The organism is Streptomyces sp. H27-H5, from assembly GCF_026627505.1.
Classification (GTDB): domain Bacteria; phylum Actinomycetota; class Actinomycetes; order Streptomycetales; family Streptomycetaceae; genus Streptomyces.
Window position 1 is genome coordinate 1 of the sequence record NZ_JAPNLK010000074.1, and the last position, 24,126, is coordinate 24,126.

Sequence of the window (24,126 nt, forward strand, 5' to 3'; positions counted from 1 at the left end):
GGGGGGGGGGGGGCCGTTGGGGGGGGTCGGCCGCCCCCGCCGGGCCGGCGGTTTCCCGAACCGGGTCTTTGGGGGACGGCCGGTTCCGGCGATGGCGTTCGATCGAGCGGTTGCGCGTGCGGGCCGCGAATGGATCAAGGGGTGTCGCGGGTCCCGCGGGTGGTGCCGATGGTGCTGGTCCTGCCGGCGGTGCCGGTCCTGCTCGTCACCCGGCGGTCAGTGCGCGGCCGCACGGGCCATCGCACCCGTCCGACGCGGCTGCATCGGGACACCGCCCGCACTGGTCGCGGAGGTGGCCGAAGCCCGCCCGGCGGATGCCGGCGCCGGCGCGCGGTCACGACGTGGCTGTGCCGCCACCCCGTTCTGGACGTCCATGACGGCGTGCGCCACCAGACCGCCCATCGGGTCGTGCCGGATCAGATCCCGCAACCGGGACCTGGACGACCGCCCCTCGTTGCCGGGGTACAGGTGCTTGCCGAGTCCGACCGCGTGGGCCAGTGCGGCGAGCGCCGCGGTCCGCGGGTCCGGCGGTACACCGGTGCGGATCGCACTGTCGAGCCGGGCACGGATCTCCCGGCTGATCGCCGTGTCGGTCGCCTGGTAGCGAGTCGTCGGCAACACCCCGCACATCTGTCCCGCGACGGCATGGACCATGCCGCAACGCTCCAGATGAGCGAGGTAAATCTGACGGAGCCCCAGTCGGGGTCCGCCGATCCAGTGGACCGCCCGAACCGGGCTGCCGCGCCTGCGCAGCAGTTCCAGTGCGGAGTCCAGAGTCGGATCTCCTGTCGGCCGTGGCATCACCACGGCGATACGATCCCCGTCAGGGGCTATCCGTCCTGCCAGAGCCAGCTCCACTAGCTGTGCCCCGGCCAGGCCGAGGTCGAGCGACTGCGGCTGCGCCGTGGTTCCCGTGGTCGGGTCCAAGGCGAGCAACAGAAGCTCCTCCGGAATTGTTCTGCGGCTCCTGCCCATCCATGCCTCCCCGCGTGGATGAGTGACAGGGTGACGCCTCTCACATTCATCTGTCGAGAGCGCCTGGTCGCTTTATGGGGGAACCTGCAGCTATGTCGTTCTCGTCTAGCGGGTGGGCGATGCCCCCGAGACGGGACACTGTTAGACGGTTCGGACAGCGGCCGAACGTCGATCGAGGAGGAACTGGTGGCGGGCGAGTCCCCCGACAAGTCGGTAGATGAAGGTGCGTCGGGGGCGGCGGACACCGCCGCGTCCTCCGCGGAACGGGACCCGAGGCTCTCGGTCCTGCGACCGCGCGAGCCGGAGTCCGGCGACCGGGACCCTCTGAAGGTGGCCGTCGCGGCCTGGGTCGCGTCGGCGTCGGCGGACACGGAGCGGACGGCGGAGGCCGATGGCGATGGCGCCGGCGCCGGCGCCGGCCAGGGTGACGGCGGGGACGGGGGCGCGCGTTCCCGTGCCGGTGCAGGTGCCGACGCCGCTGGTGAGGGCGCCGAGGTCGAGGCTGAGGCGGGTACCGGGGCCGGTGCCGAGGTGGTCGAGGCGACTCCGGAGTCGAAGGCGTCCTCCGGTCGGGTGGACTCGTCCGCCACGACCGGCTCCGCCGATGCGGCGACGGGTTCCGACTCGGGAGCCAAGTCCGGCTCCGGCGCCGGCTCTGATTCCGGCTCAGGCTCCGGCTCCGGCTCTGCTTCCGAGTCCGCTTCCGCTTCCGGTTCTCGTTCCGGTTCCGGTTCTGCCTCTGGTTCGGACGGGGCCGCGCGGGGGTCGGTGGCCGCGGGCAAGCCCGCCGCCGCGGACCAGCGGACGACCGCGTTCGGGGTCGTGAAGCCCACTCCGGACGCATCCGCCGAGAAGTCGACCGAGGCCGAGGGGCCCGCCGACAGCGAGCGCACCGCCGTGTTCCGGGCGTTCAGGAACGATGCCCGCGAGGCGCCGAAGACGCAGCCGAAGCCCGAGCCCACGTCGGAATCGCAGCCCGAGTCGAGGCCCGAGTCGAGGCCTGAGCCGAGGCCCGCGTCGAGGCCCGCGTCGGAGTCGAAGCCAGGTTCCGGTTCGGATTCCGGTTCTGGTTCGGTCACCGGGCGGGGTGCGGCCGTTGACCCGCGTTCGGGTTCCGCTTCCGGTGCGCCGGCGAAGCCGTCGGAGGACAGTGAGCGTACGGCCGTGTTCCGGGCCGTGAAGCCCGGTGCGGCTCCCGCCGGTCCCGCCGCGCCCTCCGCGCCCAAGCCCCCGCAGGGCGACCGGCCCGCGCCGTCGAAGCCGTCCGAGGACAGCGAGCGTACGGCCGTGTTCCGGGCCGTGAAGCCCGGTGCGGCCGAGGCGTCGAAGCCGGGTGCCGGTTCCGGTTCGGGTTCCGGTGCGCCGTCGAAGCCGTCCGAGGACAGCGAGCGTACGGCCGTGTTCCGGGCCGTGAAGCCCGGTGCGGCTCCCGCCGGTCCCGCCGCGCCCTCCGCGCCCAAGCCCCCGCAGGGCGACCGGCCCGCGCCGCCGCACACCGCCGGGGGCGAGCGCGCCAGTACCTTCGTGCCGTTGCGCGGCGACAACGCCCGGCCCGCGGCGCCCACCGCGCCGAAGCAGGCCCCCGCCGCACCGGCGCCCGCGCCGAAGCAGGCGCCCGCGCCCGCCGGTCTCCGGCAGGACAGCGAGCGGACCACGCAGCAGCCGCTGCCGCCCAAGCCGCCGCTCGACATGCTGGCGGACCTCACGAACAACCCGCCCCCGCCGCCGAGCCCCCTGCGCACGTTCGCGCGGCGGTTCAAGATCTACGCCCCGCTCGTCGCGCTGCTGGTGATCATCCTCGCCGTGGTGCAGCTGGTGCGTCCGCTGCCCGAGCCGCAGCTCAAGATGACGGCGCAGGGTTCGTTCACCTTCGACGGATCCGCCCCGGTCCTGCCGTGGCCGAAGGAGGGCCAGGGCTACATGGCCGCCGCCGGCCTCGGCACGGTGGGCACCTTCGGCGAGCAGAAGCCGATCGCCATCGGCAGCGTCGCCAAGACGATGACGGCGTACGTGATCCTCAAGGACCACCCGATGAAGAAGGGTGAGAAGGGTCAGATGATCCCGGTCGACAAGACGGCCGTGGACGACGGCAAGAAGGACTCCGAGGGGGAGTCCACCGTCAACACCCTCAAGGAGGGCGGCCAGATCTCGGAGTACGACGCCCTCGCCGCGATCATGATCCCTTCCGCCAACAACATCGCGCGGCTGCTCGCGCGCTGGGACTCCGGCGGTGACCAGGAGGCGTTCGTCAAGAAGATGAACGACACCGCCAAGGAACTCGGCATGACCAACACGACGTACACGGACCCCTCGGGTCTGGACGCGACGACGGTCAGCACCGCCGAGGACCAGGTCAAGCTGGGTCTCAAGGTCGTCGAGATGCCCGAGCTGATCGCGATCACCAAGCTGCCGAAGTGGACCGACCCGTCCGGCAAGACGTGGCGCAACTACAACGACCTGATCCCGTACAACGACTCCCTCGGGATCAAGACCGGCTCCACCACCAAGGCGGGCGGCAACCTGCTCTTCGCCGCCCAGAAGCAGGTCGGCAAGACGAACCAGCTGATCGTCGGCGCGGTCCTCGGTCAGCACGGCGTGCCCATCCTCGACACCGCCATCGCGGCCAGCAAGGACGTCATGCTGGCCACGCAGAAGACGCTGACCGGTGCGAACGTCGTGAAGAAGGGCCAGGTCGTCGGGTACGTGGACGACGGGCTCGGGGGCAGGACCCCGGTCGTGGCCACCGCGGACGTGGAGGCGGTCGGCTGGCCGTCGCTCAAGGTCAACGTCAAGCTGGGTGAGGGCGGCGGCCCGCTGCCGCAGACCGCCAAGGCGGGCACGGAGATCGGCGTCCTGACCATCGGCGAGGGCGCCAGCCAGGTGAAGGTGCCCGTGGCACTGAAGCAGGATCTCGTCAGCCCGAGTCTGGGCAGCAAGCTGACCCGCGTCGGCTGAGCCGCCCCGGGCGGGATCGATCCGCCGGGGACGGGTTCGTTCAGGCGCTCCGGGCAACCCCGGGGCGCCTGAGCACGTCTTGGATGCGAGTGCGGTACTCGCGCAGGTGTCGGGGAGAGAGCGTCGGTAGTGACCACCGCTGAGCAGTACGGGCAGGAGCAGGAGCAGCGCGGGCGGACCGCGGGCTCCGGCACGACCGCCGGCGAAACCTCCCCCGCGGACGGTTCCGGTCCCCGTTCCGGTTCTCGTTCCGGCTCGGGCGGCCCGCCGGGCATGGCCCGTCTCGCGCTCCGTTGGGCGCAGGGGCACCCCGTGGTCGTCGCCACCGCCGTGGCGGCCGTCCTGCACGTCGTCTGGCTCTTCACCTTCGCCAACAGCGGCGGGGACCTCGCCGCGCAGGACGCCTGGGCCGAGTTCGTGGGCCGGCACCCCGACACGGCGTACAACCTCGCCTGGTACGGCGGGATGCATCCGGTCTCGTACAGCGTGGTGTCCCCGTACCTCATGCACATGCTCGGCGTCCGGACCACGATGATGATCGCCGGGACGGTGTCGGCCGGGCTTCTCGCACTGATCCTGACGCGCTGCCGGGGCGCCGTCCGGCAGCCGCTGTGGCCGGCCCTCGCCGGGGTGTACGGGCTGCTGTGCAACGCGCTGTCCGGCCGGGTGACCTTCGGGCTCGGCGCGATGCTCGCGCTCGGCGCGGTCGCCGCGGTCTTCTGCCGGCCGCGCTCCTGGGCCGAGCGGCGCTGGGCCAAGGCCGCCGTCGCGGCCCCGCTCGCCGCACTCGCCACCGCCGCCAGCCCGGTCGCCGGGCTGTTCCTCGGGGTGATCGCGGCCGCGCTGTTCCTGAGCCGGCGGCGACCGGGCGCGTACACCCTCGGGCTACCCCCGGTGGCCGTCGTCGGACTGTCGGCCTGGCTGTTCCCCTTCTCCGGAACGCAGCCGATGAAGCTGGGCTCGGCCTGGCTGCCGTTCGTGTTCGGGCTGGTCATCGTCTTCCTCGTGCCGAAGCGGTGGAAGACGGTCCGGATCGCCGCCGCCGTGTACGCGCTCGGGGTGGCCCTGACCTGGCTGATCGACTCCCAGGTGGGGTCGAACGTCACCCGGCTCGTCATGCTGTTCGGCGGGGCGGTGCTGCTCGCGACCCTGCCGTACGAGGTCCCGCGCACGCGCCGCTGGTACGCGCTCGTCCTCGCCTTCGTCGGGCTGAACGTCTGGATCACCACCAACAGCGTCACCGACATCATCCGCACCACGCCGCTGGCCTCCTGGAACCGGGAGCTGGCGCCCCTCGTCGACCGGCTCCAGAAGGCCGGCGCCGACCGCGGACGGGTCGAGGTGGTACCCGCGAGCAGCCACCGCGAGTCCTCCGCCTTCCCCGCGTACGTCAACCTGGCGCGCGGCTGGAACCGGCAGGCGGACCTGGAGCGCAACCCGCTCTTCTACGACGACACGCTCACCGCCGAGAGCTACCGGGCCTGGCTGGGCCGCTGGGCCGTGCACTACGTGGTGCTGCCCGTCGACAAACCCGACGAGGGCGGCAAGGACGAGGCGACGCTGGTGCGCGGAGGGCTGCCGTACCTCCAGCAGATCTGGGGCGACGCGAACTGGCAGCTCTTCAAGGTGCAGGCCCCCACCGACCTGGTGGCCGGCCCCGCGACGGTGGTGCGCGCGGGCGCCGACCAGCTGGTCATCGACGTCAAGCAGGCCGGTCGGATCAGCGTGCGCGTCCCGCACTCGCCGTGGCTGGGGCTGGTGGACGCCCAGGGCAAGGCGGTGGCGCCCCCGCAGGAGACGGACGACTCCAAGGCGCGCTCCTCGGCGCGGCAACCCGGGCCGAAGCGGTTCGCCAATACCGCGGGATGCCTGTTCAAGGCGGCCCCGGACGCGGTCGGCGACGTGTGGACCGAGCTGCTGGCGCCCGCCCCGGGGGAGTACCGGGTCGCGGCGAAGTACCAGATCCCGCGGGGAACGCCCTGCCCGGAGGAACTGGTCGACGAGGTCCTGGGACCGCAGGCGCCGGCCGGTCCGTCCCGGCCATGATCGAGAGTTTTTACGTTCGGTCCGGGTGCGTGGGGCGATATATCTGCATACGATCCCAGTAGTCCGATTGGGTGCTTCCCGAGGGAGTTGACGGCGGGATGAGCAAAGAGCAGAAGCATGACGTCCAGGCAGTGATCGCGAAGGCGTCGGAGCAGGTACAGCTGCCGCGCACGCAGGGTCACGGCTTCGAAGGTCCGGTCCGCAGCAAGGTCAAGGGCGGAGCCCACACGAAGGCGGCCCTCAAGCGGGCCGGCACTCCGCAGGGCGACCGGATCGGCGAACGCAGCAGAGGCCTGAGCTGACCCCCGTCGGTTGATCGCACGGCCCTCCCGGCCCGTCCGGGAGGGCCTTTTCCGTGCCCGCCGCGACCTCACTCACGCATCCCGCGCCCGGACTTGCCCCCGGGAACGACGAAGACCCCCGGCCGTGATCGGCGGGGGTCTCGCGTCGATGTGCCCTCGGCAGGATTCGAACCTGCGACACCGGCTTTAGGAGAGCCGTGCTCTATCCCCTGAGCTACGAAGGCGGGCGGGGTCTGCCGCACACGGTGTGGGAAACCCCAGGGGGGTTTCGCCATCGCGGCGGGTCAAACGTCCTGGTCAGCCGGTGCTCCGCGCGGTGGGTGAGATGTCCGGTGAACATCTCTCCCGCACGAGCCGAGTAGCCGTCCGACCGCAGACAGCCTAGCGGATCGTGCTCCGCGGACGCGCCCCCATAAGCCGCGGAGCTTTCGCGCCGTGTGATCACCTCACGGTCCTCTTCGCGTCGTGCGCCGCCGCCCGCCCGCCCGGCCGGCCGCCGCGAAGCGTCTCCTGGGTGGAACGGCGGCCGGATCGTCGCGAGGGCGCGGGGCACCTCGGTCCGCTTCCCCCGCAGGGGTCGGCGGGCCCGGTTCGCCGCAGCCCCCCACTCTCGGTGCCCGCCCTCAGGTCTCGTCGTCCAAGAGGCCCGACGCGGCCAGGAGGTAGCCGAGTTGGGCGCGGCTGCCGCTGCCCAGTTCCAGGGAGACTTTGCGTATGTGTTCGGCGACGCTGCGGCGGCTCATGCCCAGTCGGCGGGCGATGGAGCTGTCGGTCTCGCCGCCGATCACCGCGCGCAGGATGGTGCGTTGCAGGTCGGAGGTGACGATCGGGCCGCGCGAGGGCGAACCGGTGGGGAGGATCGGCGTGGAGCGTTCCCAGGTCTGGTCGAAGTACCGGGTCAGGAAACGCACCAGCGACGGGTCGCCGATGTGCAGTGCGCCCTCGGCCGGTTCGTCGGAGAGTTGGATGAACGCCACGTCCTGATCGCAGATGATGACGCGCTCGATGATCTCCGCCTGGCTGCGGACCTCGGCGCCGGCGGCCGTGACCTGCTCGATGTACCACATGGTGGGTCGGTGGGTCTGGACGGTGTGTTGGTAGAGGGTCCGTTGGCGCACGCCCCGTTCCAGTGCACGCAGATCCCGTTCCAGGGCCTCGGTGAGGGCCCCTTCGGGGCGTCCGCCGCCGGGTTGCACGGTGCGCAGTTCCTCCCGGCAGCAGCCGACGGCCGCCTCCAGGGTGGCGCTGATGACGTCCTGGCCGACGAGTCGGACGGGGGCGGGGCGGGCCGCGTCCTGTTCCTGCGCGTACACCGCCTCGAAGACGGACAGTCGGGCCTTCGCGGCGCGCAGGGACCGGCGCTGTTCCGTCAGGAGGTCCTCCAGCGGTCCCAGCGTGGCGAAGGTCGCGGCGGCGGGTGTGACGGGTACGGCGTACCCGGGGTCCTCGCGGTCCTCCATGACGAGATGGAGCCTCCACAGGCAGGACGGCAGCCCCGCGCGGGGGGCGCGGCCCTCGCGCAGCGCCGTGCGGTAGGCGGTCAGGGCCGCCTTGCAGGGCTGGGGGTTTGGGGGCGATTCGTCGCAATCGCATCCGAATGTGCCGAAATGATCTTGCTTCACAACTGTGCACATTACATTCGTGCAACCCGATATCCCTATGAGCACAGGGCCGTCGGTTTATGTTCGCCAGGCACGTTGCGCGGGCGTTCGAGGGGGAAGTCATCCATGTCTGGTTCGGTTCGGGACGACGCCTTAGCGCCACAGGCCCATCCGTGACCTCCGGCACGGCTCTCAAGGAGCGTTGGTACCGGATCCTGGTGGCCGGTTACGCGATCTCCTCGTACGGCACCTTCCTCAACCTGGTCGCGCTGAACCTGTACGTGTACGCGGTGACCAACCGGGCTTTGGCCGTCGGCGCGTTCATGACCGTGCGGTTCGCCGCCGGGTTCCTGACCGGCCTGGTCGCCGGACCGCTGCTCGCCCGCTGCTCCGTCAAAGGCGCCATGCTCTGGGCGAACCTGGTCCAGGCGGCGGCGATGCTGCTCCTCGTGGTGGTGCCGGACGCCCACCACACGGCCTCGCTGTTCACCGTCTCCGCCGTGGTCGGCGCCGCGGGCACCCTGTTCATGGTCGCGTTCCGCAGCTCGATCCCGCACATGGTCGGCGAGGGCCGCACCACATGGGCCAACTCCCTGATGGTCAGCTGGCGTTCGATGGCCATGGTGGCGGGCTTCGCCTCCTCGGGCGTCGTGGTCTCCCTGCTGGGCTACACCGCCGCCTTCCTCGCGGACATGGGCACCTTCCTGGTCTGCGCCCTCACCGTCGCCCTGCTGCCGATGGCCCGGGACGCGGCCGACGACGCGGCCGACGACGCAGCCGACGACGCAGCCGACGACACGGGTGACACCGGCGAGAAGGGCGGTGTGGAGGGCGACGGGGGCGCCAAGGGCGCCAAGGGGGCCGAGGGGAAGATCCGGTCCTCCGCCGCGCTCGCCGCGCTGGGAGCCGCCCCGGCCCTGCTGCTGATGGTGGCCCTGCGCGGGGTCGACGCACTGGGATCGTCCTCGCACAACGCCGCCCTGCCCGTGTACTCCACCCGACTGGACGCCGACTCCCCGGCCGTCTTCGTCAGCGTCTTCTGGTGCGTGTGGGCCATCGGCAACGTCCTCGCCCAACAGGTGCTGCGCCGGTACGCGAAGCGCACCGAACGCGCCGTCGGCTCCCTGGGGTTCGGACTCGGCACCATCGTGATGTCGGCGACGTTCATCCTGGCGTTCGCCGGGTTCCCGTGGACGGCGACCATCGTGATCGCCCTGCTCGCCGGCGCGGCCGACGGGCTCACCGAAGTCTCGTACACCTCACACCTGCAGACCCTCCCGAGCGGCCTGCGCACCCACGCCTTCGGGCTCTCCGCCACCGTCGAGAACCTCGGCTTCGGCGTCGGGATGATCGTGGTCGCGACCGCGTTGGACGCCTTCACCCCGCTGTCGGTCGTCGCCGTCGCGCACGGCGCCGCCATCCTCGTGGCCCTGGTCTTCGTGGCCCAGGTGCTCTGGCAGCGCAACGCGTCGCGGAAGGCGACGGCGGACAGCGACGAGGGAGGGAGCGGCGATGCAGGACCGGCGCGTGGCAGTCATCGGGATGGCGCTGAGGTTTCCGGGGGCTGACACACCCGCACGGTACTGGGACGACATCCGCTCCGGCGCATCGCACGTACGCCCCTTCACCCAGGCCGAGTTCGCGGCCGCCGGGTTACCTGACGAGGTCCACCGGGCCCCGGGCTTCACCGGCGCGAGCGCCCTGCTGCCCGGCATCGAGGGCTTCGACGCCGCCTTCTTCGGGATGAGCGGCCGCGAGGCCACCCTGACCGACCCCCAGCAGCGGCTGTTCCTGGAGTGCTGCCACCACGCGCTGGAGGACGGCGGTCACGCGGGCACCGCCGAGCGGGTCGGCGTGTACGCGAGCATCGGCTACCGCCTGTACTCCCTGCACAGCTACCTCGCGTCACAGATCGGCGAACCGGGCGGCCGGGCCGACTCCGGTGGTCCGGTCGGATCGGGTGGTTCGGCCGGCCGGGACGGCTCGCGGGACTGGGCCGAGATCAAGCAGATCCAGGTCGGCAACTACTCCGATTTCACCGCCAACCGCGCCGCCTTCCGGCTCGGCCTCACCGGGCCCGCCGTCAACGTCGCCACCGCCTGCTCCAGCGGCCTGGTCTCCGTCCACCTGGCCTGCCAGGCGCTGCTCGCCGGCGACGCGGACCTGATGGTGGTGGGCTCCGCCGCACTGCACCTGCCGCAGGTCACCGGGCACCGGCACGTACGGGGATCGACGATCTCCCGGACCGGCGCCGTGCGGGCCTTCGACGCGGCGGCCGACGGCACGGTCGGCGGCAACGGGGTGGCCGCCGTCCTGCTCAAGCCCCTGGCGAGGGCGCTCGCCGACGGGGACACCGTGCACGGGGTGATCCTGGGCTCCGCGGTGACCAACGACGGCGCGGACAAGGCCGGCTTCGCTGCCCCCGGCGTCGCGGGCCAGCGGGACGCCGTGCTCGGCGCACTGGCCAACGCCGGCGTCGGGGCCGACACGATCGGCTACCTGGAGGCGCACGGCACCGGCACCTACAAGGGCGACCCGATCGAGTTCGCCGCGCTCACCGAGGCCTACCGGCGACACACCGACCGCACCGGATTCTGCGCGCTCGGCTCCACCAAGCCCGCCATCGGACACCTGGACAGCGCCGCCGGCCTCGCCGGACTGATCAAGGCCCTCCTCGTCCTGCGGCACGCCACGATCCCCCCGCTGGTGAACCTCACCCGCCCCAACCCCCTGCTAGGCGTCGAGGACAGCCCGTTCACGCTGCCCCGGCGGGCCGCTCCCTGGCCGGCGGACGGCCCGCGCCGGGCGGGCGTGCACTCCATCGGCATGGGAGGCACCAACGCGCACGTGATCCTCGAAGAGGCCCCGGCCGCCCCCGCGCGCCCCCCGGTCGGCCCGGTCCCCGCCCTGCTGCCCCTGTCGGCACAGAGCCCCCGAGCCCTGGACGACAGCGCCCGGGCGCTGCGCGACACCCTGCGCCGGCGCGCGGACCTCGCCCCCGCCGACGTGCTGACCACCCTGGCCCTCGGCCGTCGCCACCTGCGCCACCGGCTCGTCGTCACCGCGCCCGCAGGGCGCCTGGCCGAGGCCCTGGACGCGTACCTCGGGGACCCGACCCGGCACGACGGAGAGGAGTCCCGCTCGGTACGGGACGCGGCCCCTGCCCGTGCCGACGGGGCTCCCGCCCGTGCCGACGGGGGCATCGCCCACCACACCGGGACGGTCGAAGGGCCGGCTCCGGTCGTGCCCGGGTTCGTCTTCAGCGGCCAGGGCAGCGGCCGGCCCGGTATGGCCGGCGCGCTCGCCGCGCACTCCCCGCAGGCGGCCGAGGTGCTCCGGGAGTGCGCTCGGATCCACCGGGAGGAGACCGGGGAGGACCACTTCCTCGAACGCGTGGTCGCCGGCCGGGGGCCGGGCCGGTGGGACACCGACTTCGCCCAACCGGCGATCTTCGCCCTCCAGGTCGCCCAGGCCAGGCTCTGGCGCCACCTGGGCGTGACCCCGTCCGTCGTCGCCGGGCACAGCGTGGGGGAGTACGCGGCCCTGTGCGTCGCCGGCGCCCTCACGGTCGAGGACGGCATGCGGCTGCTGTGCCGGCGCGGCCGGCTCATGCAGGACACCGAGCCCGGCGCCATGCTGGCCGTGTTCAGCCCCCTGGAACGAGTACGGGAACTCCTCGACGGCCTCGGACGGTCGACGCACGGCCCCCTCGAACTGGCCGTGTCCAACGGGCCCGCGCAGCACGTCGTCGCCGGCCGGCCGGCCGCGGTGGAGGCCGCCCGCTCCTGGCTCGCCGAACGCGGGGAGACGAGCGAACCGCTGCCCGTCGACCGCGCCTTCCACACCGCGCTCCTCGACCCGGTCCTGGACGCGTTCCGCGCCGCCGCCGAGAAGACCGAACTACGCCCCGTACAAATCGACTTCGTCAGCGGGCTCGACGGTCGCACCCGGCCCGCGGGGTGGCTGCCCGACGCCGATCACCTGGTCCGCCAGGCCCGGCACACGGCCGACTTCCACGCCGTGCTGGGCACGCTCGCCCCCGTCGGAGTCCTCGTCGAACTCGGACACGGCGCACCCCTGACCGGCCTGGCCCGCCGGGCGATACCCGACGCCCTCTGCGTCCCGACCCAGCCCCCCGGGCGTGCCGTCCGTGCCGTCCGTGCCGTCCGCGAGGGCGGCGATCCGGACGGCCCGTGGACGGCGGTGGCCCGGCTGCACTGCGCCGGCGTCGCCATCGACTGGGCGGCGCTCCTCGACGGCTGTCCCGGCCGGCGCGTCCCACTGCCCGTGTACCCGTTCCAGCACCGGTCGTACTGGACGGGACCCCCACCGTATTCCGTTCCCCAGGCGGACCGCGCACCCACGAACCAAGGCTCCATGGAGGACGGCATGACCGAACGGGACGTACTCACGCGCGTACGCGAACTCACCGCGCGCCACCTCGGTTACGACCTCGCCGAGGTGCGCGCCGGGCAGACGTTCATCGGTCTCGGCGCCGACTCGCTGCAACTGATCGGGATGTTGAGGCAGTTGGAGGCCGAGTTCGGGGTGCGGCTCGCGATCCGCGACGTGCTGGAGGATGCGGGTACACCGGAGCTGACGGCCCGCCTGATCGCCTCGCGTTCCTCGGGCGCCTCCGGTGCCACGCCGGCCTCCGGCGCCTCGGTTGTCTCCGGCGGCCCGGGCGTCCCCAGCGTCTCCGGTGGCTCGGTGTTCGCCGACCCCGCAGGGCCCGCCCCGCTGACCGTGCTCGCACCCGCACCCGCGCCCATATCCGTCCCCGCACCGGCGCCCGCCCCGATACCCGCACCGGCGCCCGCCGCCGAGGACGCGCACCGCGCGGAGATCGCCGAGCTGCGCCGCCAGATCGACCTGCTGGCCGAGACCCAGGCCGCCATGCTGGTGCAGCTCTCCGAGGCCGTGGCCCTGCTCGGCGCCGAGCGCGTCCGATGAGCACCACCGCGGCCGACCGCGCCGCCGCGCTCTCCCGGCAGCTCACGGCGCAGCTCGCCACCGCCCGGGCCCGCCTCACGCCCCCGCCCGCGGAGCCGACACCCCCGCCCTCGCACGGCCCGCGCATCGTGCTGCCCGAGGGTGCCGGGATGGCCGGCGACGGCGCCGACGCCGCCCAGCGCGCCCACGCCGCCGAACTCGGCCGCCGCCTGGTCGAGCGCACCCGCACCTCGAAGGAGCTGGCCCAGAGCCGGCGTGCCGTACTGGCCGACAGCCGGGCCGTCGTCGGTTTCCGCCGCTCCACCAAGGAGACCCTGTACCCGCTGGTGGCCCGTTCGGCGCGCGGCGCACGGCTCACGGACGTGGACGGCAACCAGTACACCGACATCACGATGGGCTTCGGCGCCCTGCTCTTCGGGCACGAACCGGAGTTCGTCACGGCGGCCGTGCGCGGGCACCTCGACGACGGCCTGCGCTTCGGCCCCCGCCCGGTCGAAGCCGGCGAGGTCGCCCAACTCCTCGCCGACATCACCGGCCTGGAACGGGTGGCGTTCGCGAACTCCGGAACGGAGGCCAACTCGGCCGCCCTGCGCCTGGCCCGCGCCGCCACCGGCCGCGACCGCGTCGTCATGTTCCGCGGCTCCTACCACGGCCACATCGACTCGGTACTGGGTCGCCCCGGCCCGGAGTCCGGGCGCGCCGTGCCCGTCACCCGCGGCATCCCCGACAGCGCCGTCGCCGAACTCCTCGTCCTCGAATACGGCAGCCAGGACGCCCTGGAGACCATCGACGCGCTCGGCGACACCATCGCCGCCGTCATCGTCGAACCGGTCCAGTGCCGCAACCCCGCACTGCGCCCGGTCGAGTTCCTGCGCACCCTGCGCGACCTCACCCGACGGCGCGGCATCGTACTGCTCTTCGACGAGATGCTCACCGGTCTGCGGCCCCATCCCCGGGGCGCACAGCACCATTTCGGCGTCGTCCCCGACCTCGCCACCTACGGCAAGGCGCTGGGCAGCGGCTTCCCGATCGGCGCGATCGCCGGCCGCGCCGACATCCTGGACGGGGTGGACGGCGGCTTCTGGCGGTACGGCGACGACAGCCGGCCCGAGGTCGAGACCACCTTCTTCGGCGGCACGTACATGCAGCACCCGCTGTCCATGGCGGCGGCCAAGGCGGTCCTCACCCACCTCACCGCCGAGGGCCCCGCCCTCCAGGAGCGGCTCAACGCCAGGACCGACGCCCTCGCCGACGACCTGAACGCCTTCTTCCGGGACGAGGAATTCCCCCTGGAACTGGCCCACTTCGGCTCCATGTTCCGGTTCACCCACCGAGCCGACATGGAACTGCTCTACCAACACCTCCTGACGCGCGGCGTCTACGTCTGGGAGTGGCGCAGCTTCTACCTGTCCACCGCCCACACCGACGGCGACGTCGAACGGGTATCCGACGCGGTGAAGGACTCGCTGCGCGCCCTGCGCGCCGGCGGCTTCTTCCCCACCAGCCGCCCGGGCGTCCGGTCGCGGCCGGCCGCGCGGCCCGCCCGTCCCCGGCCCGCCCCCGACTTCGGGATGTACTTCTTCGGCGACCACCCCGACGCCGACGAAGGCCCCGGCGACGACGGCCGGCACGCGCCGCGGCCCGCCGACGCGTACGAGCGGATCATCGAGACGGCGCGCTTCGCCGACGAGCGCGGCTTCAGCTCGCTGTGGGTCCCCGAACGGCACTTCCACTCCTTCGGCGGCCTCTTCCCCAACCCGTCCGTCCTCGCGTCCGCGCTGGCCCGGGAGACCGACCGCATCCGGCTGAACGCCGGTTCCGTGGTCCTGCCGCTCCACGACCCGGTCCGTGTCGCCGAGGAATGGTCGGTCGTCGACAACCTGTCCGGCGGGCGGGTCGGCATCGGCTGCGCCACCGGCTGGCACGCCCAGGACTTCGCCCTCCACCCGGACCGCTTCGCGCGCCGCAAGGAGATCGGGTTCGCCCACCTGGACGACGTACGGACCCTGTGGCGCGGCGGAACCCTGCGCCGGACCACGGGGAGCGGCGCGGAGGTCGGGATCCGCGTCCACCCCCGCCCGGTGCAGGCCGAGCCCCCGATGTTCCTGGCCACCTCCGGGCGCCGGGACTCGTACGAGGAGGCGGCGGAGCGCGACCTGGGCATCGTCACCCACCTGATGAACCAGACGATCGCCGAGCTGGCCGAGAACGTCCGCCACTACCGCAAGGTGCGCGAGCGGCACGGCCTCGACCCCGACGCGGGCCGCGTGACCGTACTCCTGCACACGTACCTCGGCGAGGACCACGCGACGGCGCGGGCGCAGGCACTGGAGCCGATGAGCCGCTACCTGCGGTCCTCGCTCCAGATGCGCTCGGCGGCGGGGGCACTGGCGAGCAGCCCTCAGGACGTGGCCGGCGCGAGCGAGGAGGACCTCGACTACCTCTTCCGTCGGGCGTACGACCGGTACTGCGACGAACGCGCCCTGATCGGCACGCCCGAGACCTGCGCCCCGGTGGTCGAAGCGCTGCGCCGGGCGGGCGTCGACGAGATCGCCTCGCTCGTCGACTTCGGCATGCCGGCCGACCTGATGCGGTCCGGACTGGAACGGCTCGACGCGCTGCGGGCCCGGTTCCACGACCCCGGCGAGGCTGCCGCGGAAGCCGGGGCCGAAGTCGGGGCCGGGGCCATCGCGGGGCCTGTCGACGTGTCCGCGCCCGCGAGCGACGCCCAGCGGCGGATCTGGCTCGCGTCCCAGCTCATCGGGGACCCCGCCGCCTACAACGAGATCCAGGCGGTGCGACTGAGCGGCGCCCTGGACACGGCGGCCCTCGGCGAGGCCGTCGCCGGTCTCGTGGAGCGGCACGCCGCGCTGCGGACCGTGTTCCGCGCGGGCACCGGGGACGAGACGGTCCGGCAGGTCGTCCGGGCCGACGCGGACATCGCGCTGCGAGCGAGCGACCTGCGGGACCACGCCGACGTGGACGCCGCCGTCGCCGCCGTGCTGACGCGGGAGAGCAGGCGGCCGTACGACCTGGCCGAGGGGCCGCTGTTCACCCCGCGCCTGCTGGCCCTCGCCGACGACGAACACGTCCTCGTCCTGGGCATGCACCACATCGTCACCGACGGACACTCCGCCACCCTGCTCGCCGCCGACCTGGAGGAGTTCTACACGGCCGCCGTCGAAGGCCGCGCGGCCCGCTTCACGGCGCCCGCCGGGACCACGGTCGGCGCACCCGAGCCCGAACGGGACCCGGCCGACCTGCGCTGGTGGCAGGACCGGCTCACCCCGCTGCCGCCCGCGCCCGCCCTGCCCACCGACCGGCCCCGGGGCCGCCGGGTGGCCGGGAGCGGCGCGGCCGTCGAGATCCGCCTCGACCCCGCCCGCACCTCCGCGCTCCAGGAATGGAGCGGGCAGCGGGGCGTCACGCTCTTCGCCACCCTCCTGACCGGCTGGCAGCTCGTGCTGCGCGAGCGGTCCGGTCAGGACGAGTTCGTCGTCGGCTCCACCTTCGGCCGGCGCACGCCCGAGACCGCAGACACGGTCGGCTTCCACGTCTCCGTGCTGCCCCTGCGGGTGTCCCTCACGGACACGACGTCCCTCACGGACGCCGTCCGCGCCACCCGCGACGCGGTGTTCGACGCGGACGCCCACCAACACGTCGACCTCGACGCGCTGTTGACGGCCGTCCACCCCGACCGGGGCAACCCGCGACCGCTGATCACCGTGTCGGCCGACCTCGACACCGCCCCCCTGACCCGCATCGACCTGCCCGGACTGCGCGCCCGGGAGGTGCCCGGCGGTACGGAGTCGGCGCCCCTGGAGATGGCCCTGATGGCCATCCGCAGCGGCTCCGGCCTGCGCTTGCGCCTGCGCTACGACGCCGATCTCTTCGACGCGGCGACGGCGCGCGCCCACCTGGACGACCTCGACCGGATCCTCGCGGCGATGGCGGGCGGCGTCGCCGAACGGGTCCGGGACACCGCGGCCGTCCCCGCCGTCGGCGCGGACCACGTCCCCGCCGTCCCCGCGGCCGCCGGGCCGGTCCCGGAGGAGCTGCGGACGATCTGGCAGGCGGTCCTGAAGGTCGAGGAGGTGCCCGACGACGGCGACTTCTTCGACCTCGGCGGCAACTCGATCTCGGCGATCCGCCTGATCAACCGGGTACGCGAGACGCTGGACGTCGACTTCGCCATGGCGGACTTCTTCGCGGACGCCAACCTGGGCGCGATGGCCCGCCGACTGACCGGCGACCAGGACCCGGCAGGCGACCAGGACCCGGCCGCCGCCCAGGATCCGGCCGCCGACCAAGACCCGACCGTAGCCCAGGACCCGGCCGGTCGACAGGACCCCACCGCCGAGCAGGACCCGGCGCCGGCCCCGTCGTCCGCCCCGCGCGCGGGCGAGGTCGTCGAGCGGGCGCCGGTCAGCGACCAGCAGGAGCGGATGATCGCGGGCCACCTCTCCGTACCGCAGCCGCAGGTCTGGAACATGCCCACCAGGATCCGCTTCCGGGGCGCCCTGAAACCCGACGCGCTGCGCGCCGCGCTCACCGAACTGGTCGCCCGCCACCAGGCCCTGCGCCTGCGCTTCACCCAGGACCCCGACACGGGCCAGGACCCCGGCCAGGGCACCCGCACCGACCAGGGCCCCGACACCGGCCGGGAATGGTGGCAGGAGGTGTCGGCCGCCCGGCCCGTCCGCCTCCCGATCGAGGACCTGACCCGGCTGGCCCCCGCGAAACGGACCGCGCGGGCCGACCGGGTGTGCCGCCGGCTCGCGGACACCCCCATCGACATCACCCGCTCGACACTGGCCCCGCCGAAGCTGCTGCGGGTCGCCGAGGACGAGTGGCTGCTGATGTTCGTCCTGCACCACATCGCCGCCGACGGCTGGGCGCACTCGCTGCTCGTCTCCGAGCTCGCCGAGCTGTACACGGCCGCGGCCGAGGGCAGGGCGCACACCCTCGCGGCGCCCGCTTCCCAGCCGACGGACCACGCCCGCCACCAGAGGGCGACGAAGGACCCCGCGACCGAGGCCCGACGGGCCGCGCACTGCGCCGCGTACCTCGAAGGCGTGCCGACCCGTTCCGACATCCCCACGGACCGGCCCCGGCCCGAGACGCCGAGCGGCGACGGCGGCACGATCCGCGGCGTGCTGCCCGCCGCCGTCCGCACGGCCGTCGAGCAGCTCGCGACGGCCCGCAGGGTCACCCCGTTCGCGGTGTCGGCGGCGGCGCTCGGCGTCCACCTCGCCCGGCTTTCCGGCGTGCGTGACATCCTGCTGAGCGTCCCGTACGCCAACCGCGAGCGGGTCGAGTTCGAATCGCTCGTGGCGATGACGACGACCGCCGTCATGGTCCGTGTCCGCGTCGACCCGGACGAGAGCTTCGCCGACCTGGTGAGCCGAACCGGCACGGAGGCCATGGCCGTCATGGCCAACGTGCTCCCCACCGCGCGCATCATGCAGGCGATGCGGGACGCCGGGGCCGGCGAGGTGCCCGACCGGGTGCCGTACGTCCTCGCGTTCCAGAACTACCCCGACACCGACATCGAGATCCCCGGCCTCCAAGTGGAGGTGGAGGACCTCGCACCGCCGGTGTGCCGGGCCGAGCTCGTCTTCGGGCTCTCGCCCCGCCGGGACCCGTCCCTCGGCTACCGCACCTTCTTGGAGTACTCGGCCGACCTGTGGGACGGGCGAACGGCCGAGGACCTCCTTTCTTCCTACGCAACGCTGCTCGCAGACCTGAGCGCCCACCCCGACCGTCGGATCGCGGCCCTGCTCAGCACTCAACCGACGCCCCGAGAGGCGGAATCCGAATGACTCTGGTCAACGACCCCAGCCACGCCGAGGACCTGCTCGCCTTCCTGAAGGACAGCTCCTCGCCCTACCACGCGGTGGCCGAGTCCGCCCGCCGCCTGGAGAAGGCCGGCTTCACGGAGCTGAGCGAAACCGAGGAATGGACCGGCGGCACCGGAGGCAGGTTCATCACCCGCGCCGGCGCCCTCATCGCCTGGTACGTCCCCGAGGGGGCTCCCGCGCACACGCCCTTCCGGATCATCGGCGCGCACACGGACTCGCCCAACCTGCGGGTCAAGCCCACGCCCGACACCTCGTCCGCCGGCTGGCGGCAGATCGCCGTGGAGGTCTACGGGGGCGTCCCGCTCAACACCTGGCTCGACCGGGACCTCGGCATCTCGGGCCGGATCAGCCTGCGCGACGGCGGCTCCGCCCTCGTCAAGATCGACGAACCCCTGTTCCGGGTACCGCAGTTGGCCATCCACCTGGACCGCTCGGTCAACGACGGGCTCGCCCTCGACCGGCAGCGCCAGACGCAGCCCATCTGGGCCCTGGGCGCCTCGGAGCCGGGCGCGCTGCTGCGCCGGGTCGCCCGCGCTGCCGACCGGGACCCCGACCAGATCCTCGGCTGGGACCTGATGCTGCACGACATCCAGCCGCCCGGACACCTGGGCGAGGAAAGCGAGTTCCTGGTGTCCTCGCGCCTGGACAACCTGGTGTCCGTCCACGCGGGCGTCACCGCGCTCACGACCGCCGCCGACGCGTACGCGCGGAACACCGTCCCGGCGGAGGGCCTGCGGATCCCGGTGCTCGCGGCTTTCGACCACGAGGAGTGCGGCAGCGGCTCCGAGACCGGCGCCCGCAGCCCGTTGCTGGAGCGGATCCTGAACCGCTCCGTCAGCGGTCGCGGAGGCGGCGGCGAGGACTGGTCGCGAGCCATCGCCGGGTCGTTCTGCGTGTCCTCCGACATGGCCCACGCCGTGCACCCGAACTACAGCGAGCGCCACGACCCGGACAACCACCCGCTGCCCAACGGCGGCCCCGTGGTGAAGGTCAACGTCAACCAGCGGTACGCCACCGACGGCACCGGCTTCGCGGCGTTCGCGGCGGCCTGCGAGCGGGCCGACGTGCCGTGGCAGCGGTTCGTCTCCAACAACGCGATGGCCTGCGGCACCTCGATCGGCCCGCTCACCGCGGCCCAACTCGGCGTGACCACCGTGGACGTGGGCATCCCCGGCCTGTCCATGCACTCCGCGCGCGAGCTGGTCGGCGCCCACGACCCCGGGTACCTCACGCGGGCCCTCGCCGAGTTCGTCACGACGGGCTGACGCCCCGTACGCGCGGGGGCCGCGGCACCGCCCGCGGCCCCCGCGCCCCGACCCACGCCCTCCGGGAGAGACCGAGCATGTCCGCACGCAACGTCGTCATCAAAGGCGCCGACCCGCGGGACGCCGCCCTGCGCGTCCTGATCGTTCCGCACGCCGGCGCCGGCGCGGCGGCCGGTCTGGCCTTCGCGGAGCACGCCCCGGCCGACTGGCTCGTCGCCACGGCCCGGCTGCCCGGCCGGGAGTCCCGCCTGCGCGAGAGCGTCCCCGCGCTGCCCGGCCTGGTGGCCGACGTCGTGGCCACCCTCCGCGCCCTGCCCGGCACGGCCCCCCTGATCGTCGTCGGCGTGTGCTCCGGGGCGGTCATCGCCCTGGAGGCCGTACGCGCCGTACAGGGTGAGGACGTCGACCTCGTCGCCGGGCTGGTGGTCGTCTCCCAGTGGGCGGTGACGGAGAAACCCGACCCCGACCGCCCGTCCCTGCGCGACACGGACGACCCCGCCCGCGTCCTGGAGATCCTCCGGGAGTTCGGCGGGGTACCGCAATCGCTCGCCGCCAACCCGGAGATGCTCGGCCTGGTGCTGCCGGCCATCGTCGCGGACATGGCGGCCGTCGAGGACTACACGTCGGGCCCCGACCCGCTCCTCGCCTGCCCGCTGCTGACCGTGTTCGGGGACGCGGACGACCTGTGCCCCGACGAGCGGACCGAGGACTGGTCGCTGTTCGGCGAGAACGTCCGCGGCGCCTGGGTACCGGGTGGCCACATGCTCCTCGCGGACAGCCCCGACGCGGTGGTGGACGCCCTCGTCGGCAACCTCGACCAGTTCACCGCGGACCCCGCCCACTAGAACGTCTCCGATAGAACGTCTCCGACACGAGGTTCACTTCCATGCAGAGCGCCGCCGTCCCTCCCGAGCGCCGGATCGACCCCGAGCGCCGGATCGACGAACTCCTCCTGGAGGGGTGGGACCGCCACCCCGAACACGCCGCGCTGGTGTCCGGCGACACCGTCGTCACCACCGGCGAGTTGCGGGACCGGGTCCTGCTCGCCGCCGCCGCGCTGCGCGCCCGCGGGGTGGGCCCGGGGGACCTCGTCGCGATCTACCACGAGCGGTCCGTCGCGTTCGTGGTGGCCCTGCTGGGCGCCGTGTTCGCGGGCGCCGCCCACGCGGCCTTCGACGTGCGCGAACCGCTGCCCCGCACCCTCGCCGCGTTGGAGGACTGCGCCCCGCGCGCGGTCCTGGCCGGCGCCGCGTTCCGGTCCCGTTTCACCGAGGTCCCCGACGTCCTCGTCCTGACCGACGAGGAGTACGCCGGCGACGGGTTCGGGGAGCACGGCCCCGAGCGGGACCCGCTGCCCGTCGCGGGGACGGCGGACGATCCCGCGGTGGTCCTGTACACCTCCGGCTCCACGGGCCGCCCCAAGGCCTCGCTGATCAGCCACCGGGCCCTCGTCTCCCGCCTGCGCGCGCTCCAGGGCTCGCACCGCATGGACGAGCGGGACCGCATGATCCACCACACCGCGTGCACCTTCGACATGTACCTGAGCGAGGTGTACTGGCCGCTGCTGGCCGGCGCCGCCGTGGTGCTCGCCGAGCCCGGCCGCCAACGCGACGCGGACCACCTCGCGGAGCTGATCCGGGACCGCGGCGTGACGACGTTCTACTGCGTGGTGTCCCTGCTCGAACTCTTCCTGCTGGCCCGTGACCCGGCAGAGCGGTACGACGGCCTCCGGCAGGTCCTGACCGGCGGCGAACCGCTCCCTCCCGAGCTGGTGAAACGTTTCCACGCGCGTTCCACCGCCACGCTCACCAACCTCTACGGCCCCAGCGAGTGCACCATCCACTGCACCGCCTGGGTCTGCCCGCGCGACCCGGACCTCGACACGGTGCTCATCGGCACGGCCGTCGCGGACACCGTGCTGTGGATCCTCGACGGGGCGGGCGTCCCGGTCCCCGACGGGGAACCCGGCGAGCTGTACATCGGCGGCGCCGGCCTGGCCCTCGGCTACCTGAACCGGCCCGAACTCACCGCGGAACGCTTCGTCACCCTCCCGGACCTCGAACCGAACGGCCGCCTCTACCGCTCCGGCGACCTGGTCAGGGCCCGCCCCGACGGCGCGCTGGAGTTCCTGGGCCGCGTCGACCGGCAGGTGAAGATCCGGGGGGTCCGCCTCGAACTCGGCGAGATCGAGGCCACCGCCCTGCGGTGCCCCGGCGTGCTGCGGGCGGCGGTCGTCGCGCACGGCTCCGGCAGCGCGAAGCGACTCGCCGCGTACGTGGTGCCGGGGGAGGACGGGGCGACCGAGGACCTGCCGGCGGCCGTAAGGGAGACCCTGCGGACCTGGCTCCCGCACTCCATGGTGCCCGCGACCGTCGAGGTGCTCGACGACCTGCCGTTGACCGCGAACGGCAAGCTCGACCGGCTCCTGCTGGCGGAATGGGCGGCCAAGCGCTCCGCCGAGGCCCCCGGCCCCCACCCGGCGAACGGCGCGGCCGGCGGGGCCGCCGCGGATCCGGAGGCGCTGGTGTCCCGGGTGTGGTGCGAGGTCCTCGGCGTCGCCGAGGTGGGCCCGGACGAGGACTTCTTCGACCTGGGGGGCGACTCCTTCAAGGTGGTCGCGGTCGTGGAGGCGCTCCGGGAGCGCCTGGACGCGGACATCCCGCTGGCGGCCCTGCTGACGGAGCCGACCCTCGCGGAGTTCACCGCGGAACTGCGTCGGATCCTCGACGGACCCACTCAGACCCGTCCCTGGATCCCGTCGGCGTGCCTGGGTCCTGTCGTCAAAATGGCGCCGCGGGCCAGGCGAGACTTTGGCGACAGGACCTAGGGCCGGGTGACGCGCACCTGGAAGCTGCCGTTGCGCAGCTCGCCCACCACCGAGATGCTGATGCCCGCCTTGTCGTCGTTGAAGGTCTCGCCCGGCCGGAACGGCGCGTCGGACAGTTCCGCGTGCACGTTCGGCCGCCGGGTACACCCTCCGCTGGCGTCCGCGCTGTCGGACACGGTGACCGGTCCGCGCCCGGTGTCGACCTCGGAGTCCACCTTGTAGATGAGGACGCCCGGTTTGCAGACGGACTCGTCGTTGCCGGCTTGCGTGCGCACCTCGATCGCGTACCCGACGCTCTCCGACAGCGGTACGAAGGCCAGTTTCGTGCCGCCCCGCACCGCCAGCGGGGACAGCACGTGATCACTCACCCCGGACTTCGCGGCGCAGCTGATCTGGTCCCCGTCGAGCCACCCCAGCTTCCACTTGTGCCAGCCCAGCAGGTCGTTGTTGGAGCCCCAGTCCTCGCTCATGATGTCCCAGTGCCCGACCGTGCCGCCGCCGTCGGCCGTGTACAGGTCGGGCAGCCCGAAGACGTGCCCGTTCTCGTGCGGGAGCACCCGGTACCCGGTCTCCCGGTAGGTGCCCGAGCCGTCGTCCTGGCGGCTGTAGACGAAGGACGTGTTCGCGAGGGGCACGCCGTCGGCGACCGGGGCCTCGCCGTTGCCGGAGAAGGTCACGGACAGGACGGTGTCCAGGGCGGAGGGCCCCGCGTTCGGGGTGACCAGGATGTTGATGAGGTCGTAGCGGCTGAAGTTCACCTCGGAGTCGGCGGCCTTCGCGATGTGCTCGACGAGCTGGCGGTATCCGGGCTCGTAGGGGGAGCCGCGCCCGATCCCGTACGCCGCGAACGGCATCGGCATCCGCAGCCACGTCCTTATCGGCGCCTCGGCCCGGTAGGTGAGCCGACCGTAGGAGCTGGTGCGGAACCAGTCGGAGGTCTGCGGGAAGAACTCCGACATCCGGTCCAGGGCCGTGCCCTCGCCCTTGGCGTCGGGGAAGTCGATCATCAGGTTCAGGGCCCGGACCTCGCCGGTCGACCGCGAGTACCCGGGAGGCGTCGGCAGTCCCTCGGACATCTGGACGCCCATGGTGCCCGTGATCCGGCAGGGCGCCAGCAGCGATTCGGCGCTCGTGGAGACGGGCCCGGCCGCCGAGTGCCCACGATGGGAGGTCCCGTCGCTCGCCGTCGCCGAGACGCCGAGGGCCAGCGCGGTGAGTCCGATGTACGCGCAGGTGCGGCGTGGTGTGCGTATCCGGTGGCGGGTCTGCGGCATGGAGATCGCCTTCGGGTCCGCGGCAGCCGGCCGGGTCCGGACTGCTCTCCGTTGCCTCACCCTCCGA

Annotated in this window: 12 protein-coding genes and 1 tRNA gene; 9 read left to right on the forward strand and 4 right to left on the reverse strand. The window is 73.2% G+C overall.

The window, feature by feature from the left end; genetic code table 11:
* Positions 1–216: 216 nt before the first annotated feature.
* Positions 217–975, reverse strand: coding sequence for a GOLPH3/VPS74 family protein (locus tag OTB19_RS30110; RefSeq protein WP_267801757.1), 759 nt, complete (start codon positions 973–975; stop codon positions 217–219).
* 186 nt (positions 976–1,161) lie between these two features.
* Between OTB19_RS30110 and OTB19_RS30115 the strand changes: the two genes are divergently transcribed.
* From OTB19_RS30115 to OTB19_RS30125, 3 genes are all read left to right on the forward strand, one after another.
* The gene (locus tag OTB19_RS30115; protein ID WP_267801759.1) at positions 1,162–3,930 is read left to right on the forward strand and encodes a hypothetical protein; all 2,769 of its coding nucleotides are present in this window, start codon (positions 1,162–1,164) and stop codon (positions 3,928–3,930) included.
* A gap of 273 nt (positions 3,931–4,203) precedes the next feature.
* Positions 4,204–5,976 (forward strand): MFS transporter, encoded by a 1,773-nt coding sequence (locus OTB19_RS30120; RefSeq protein ID WP_267801788.1) that lies wholly within the window; start codon positions 4,204–4,206, stop codon positions 5,974–5,976.
* A gap of 98 nt (positions 5,977–6,074) precedes the next feature.
* Positions 6,075–6,278, forward strand: coding sequence for a hypothetical protein (locus OTB19_RS30125; RefSeq protein WP_234350270.1), 204 nt, complete (start codon positions 6,075–6,077; stop codon positions 6,276–6,278).
* A 151-nt stretch (positions 6,279–6,429) separates the two neighbouring features.
* On the opposite strand, the gene OTB19_RS30130 is transcribed toward OTB19_RS30125, so the two are convergent.
* Both OTB19_RS30130 and OTB19_RS30135 read right to left on the reverse strand, forming a co-directional pair.
* A tRNA-Arg gene (locus tag OTB19_RS30130) sits at positions 6,430–6,502 on the reverse strand.
* A gap of 399 nt (positions 6,503–6,901) precedes the next feature.
* Entirely contained in the window at positions 6,902–7,900 is a 999-nt protein-coding gene (locus tag OTB19_RS30135; RefSeq protein WP_267801762.1) for a LuxR family transcriptional regulator, read from the reverse strand.
* Between the two features lie 197 nt (positions 7,901–8,097).
* Here OTB19_RS30135 and OTB19_RS30140 point away from each other — a divergent pair, with 197 nt between their 5' ends.
* From OTB19_RS30140 to OTB19_RS30165, 6 genes are all read left to right on the forward strand, one after another.
* A complete protein-coding gene (locus OTB19_RS30140; RefSeq protein WP_267801790.1) occupies positions 8,098–9,447 on the forward strand; it encodes an MFS transporter in 1,350 nt (449 codons plus the stop codon).
* Positions 9,407–12,832 (forward strand): type I polyketide synthase, encoded by a 3,426-nt coding sequence (locus OTB19_RS30145; protein WP_324290554.1) that lies wholly within the window; start codon positions 9,407–9,409, stop codon positions 12,830–12,832. The genes OTB19_RS30140 and OTB19_RS30145 overlap by 41 nt, the downstream gene beginning before the upstream one ends.
* Positions 12,829–18,654, forward strand: coding sequence for a MupA/Atu3671 family FMN-dependent luciferase-like monooxygenase (locus OTB19_RS30150; protein WP_267801764.1), 5,826 nt, complete (start codon positions 12,829–12,831; stop codon positions 18,652–18,654). Before OTB19_RS30145 ends, OTB19_RS30150 begins: the two co-directional genes overlap by 4 nt.
* A complete protein-coding gene (locus OTB19_RS30155; RefSeq protein ID WP_267801766.1) occupies positions 18,651–19,958 on the forward strand; it encodes a M18 family aminopeptidase in 1,308 nt (435 codons plus the stop codon). The genes OTB19_RS30150 and OTB19_RS30155 overlap by 4 nt, the downstream gene beginning before the upstream one ends.
* Positions 19,959–20,035: 77 nt before the next feature.
* Positions 20,036–20,803, forward strand: coding sequence for a thioesterase II family protein (locus tag OTB19_RS30160; RefSeq protein WP_267801767.1), 768 nt, complete (start codon positions 20,036–20,038; stop codon positions 20,801–20,803).
* A gap of 41 nt (positions 20,804–20,844) precedes the next feature.
* A complete protein-coding gene (locus OTB19_RS30165) occupies positions 20,845–22,785 on the forward strand; it encodes a non-ribosomal peptide synthetase (RefSeq protein ID WP_267801769.1) in 1,941 nt (646 codons plus the stop codon).
* Here the strand turns inward: OTB19_RS30165 and OTB19_RS30170 are convergent.
* On the reverse strand, positions 22,782–24,059 hold the full coding sequence (locus tag OTB19_RS30170) for a M6 family metalloprotease domain-containing protein (protein ID WP_267801770.1): 1,278 nt from the start codon (positions 24,057–24,059) through the stop codon (positions 22,782–22,784). The genes OTB19_RS30165 and OTB19_RS30170 overlap by 4 nt on opposite strands.
* Positions 24,060–24,126 lie beyond the last annotated feature (67 nt).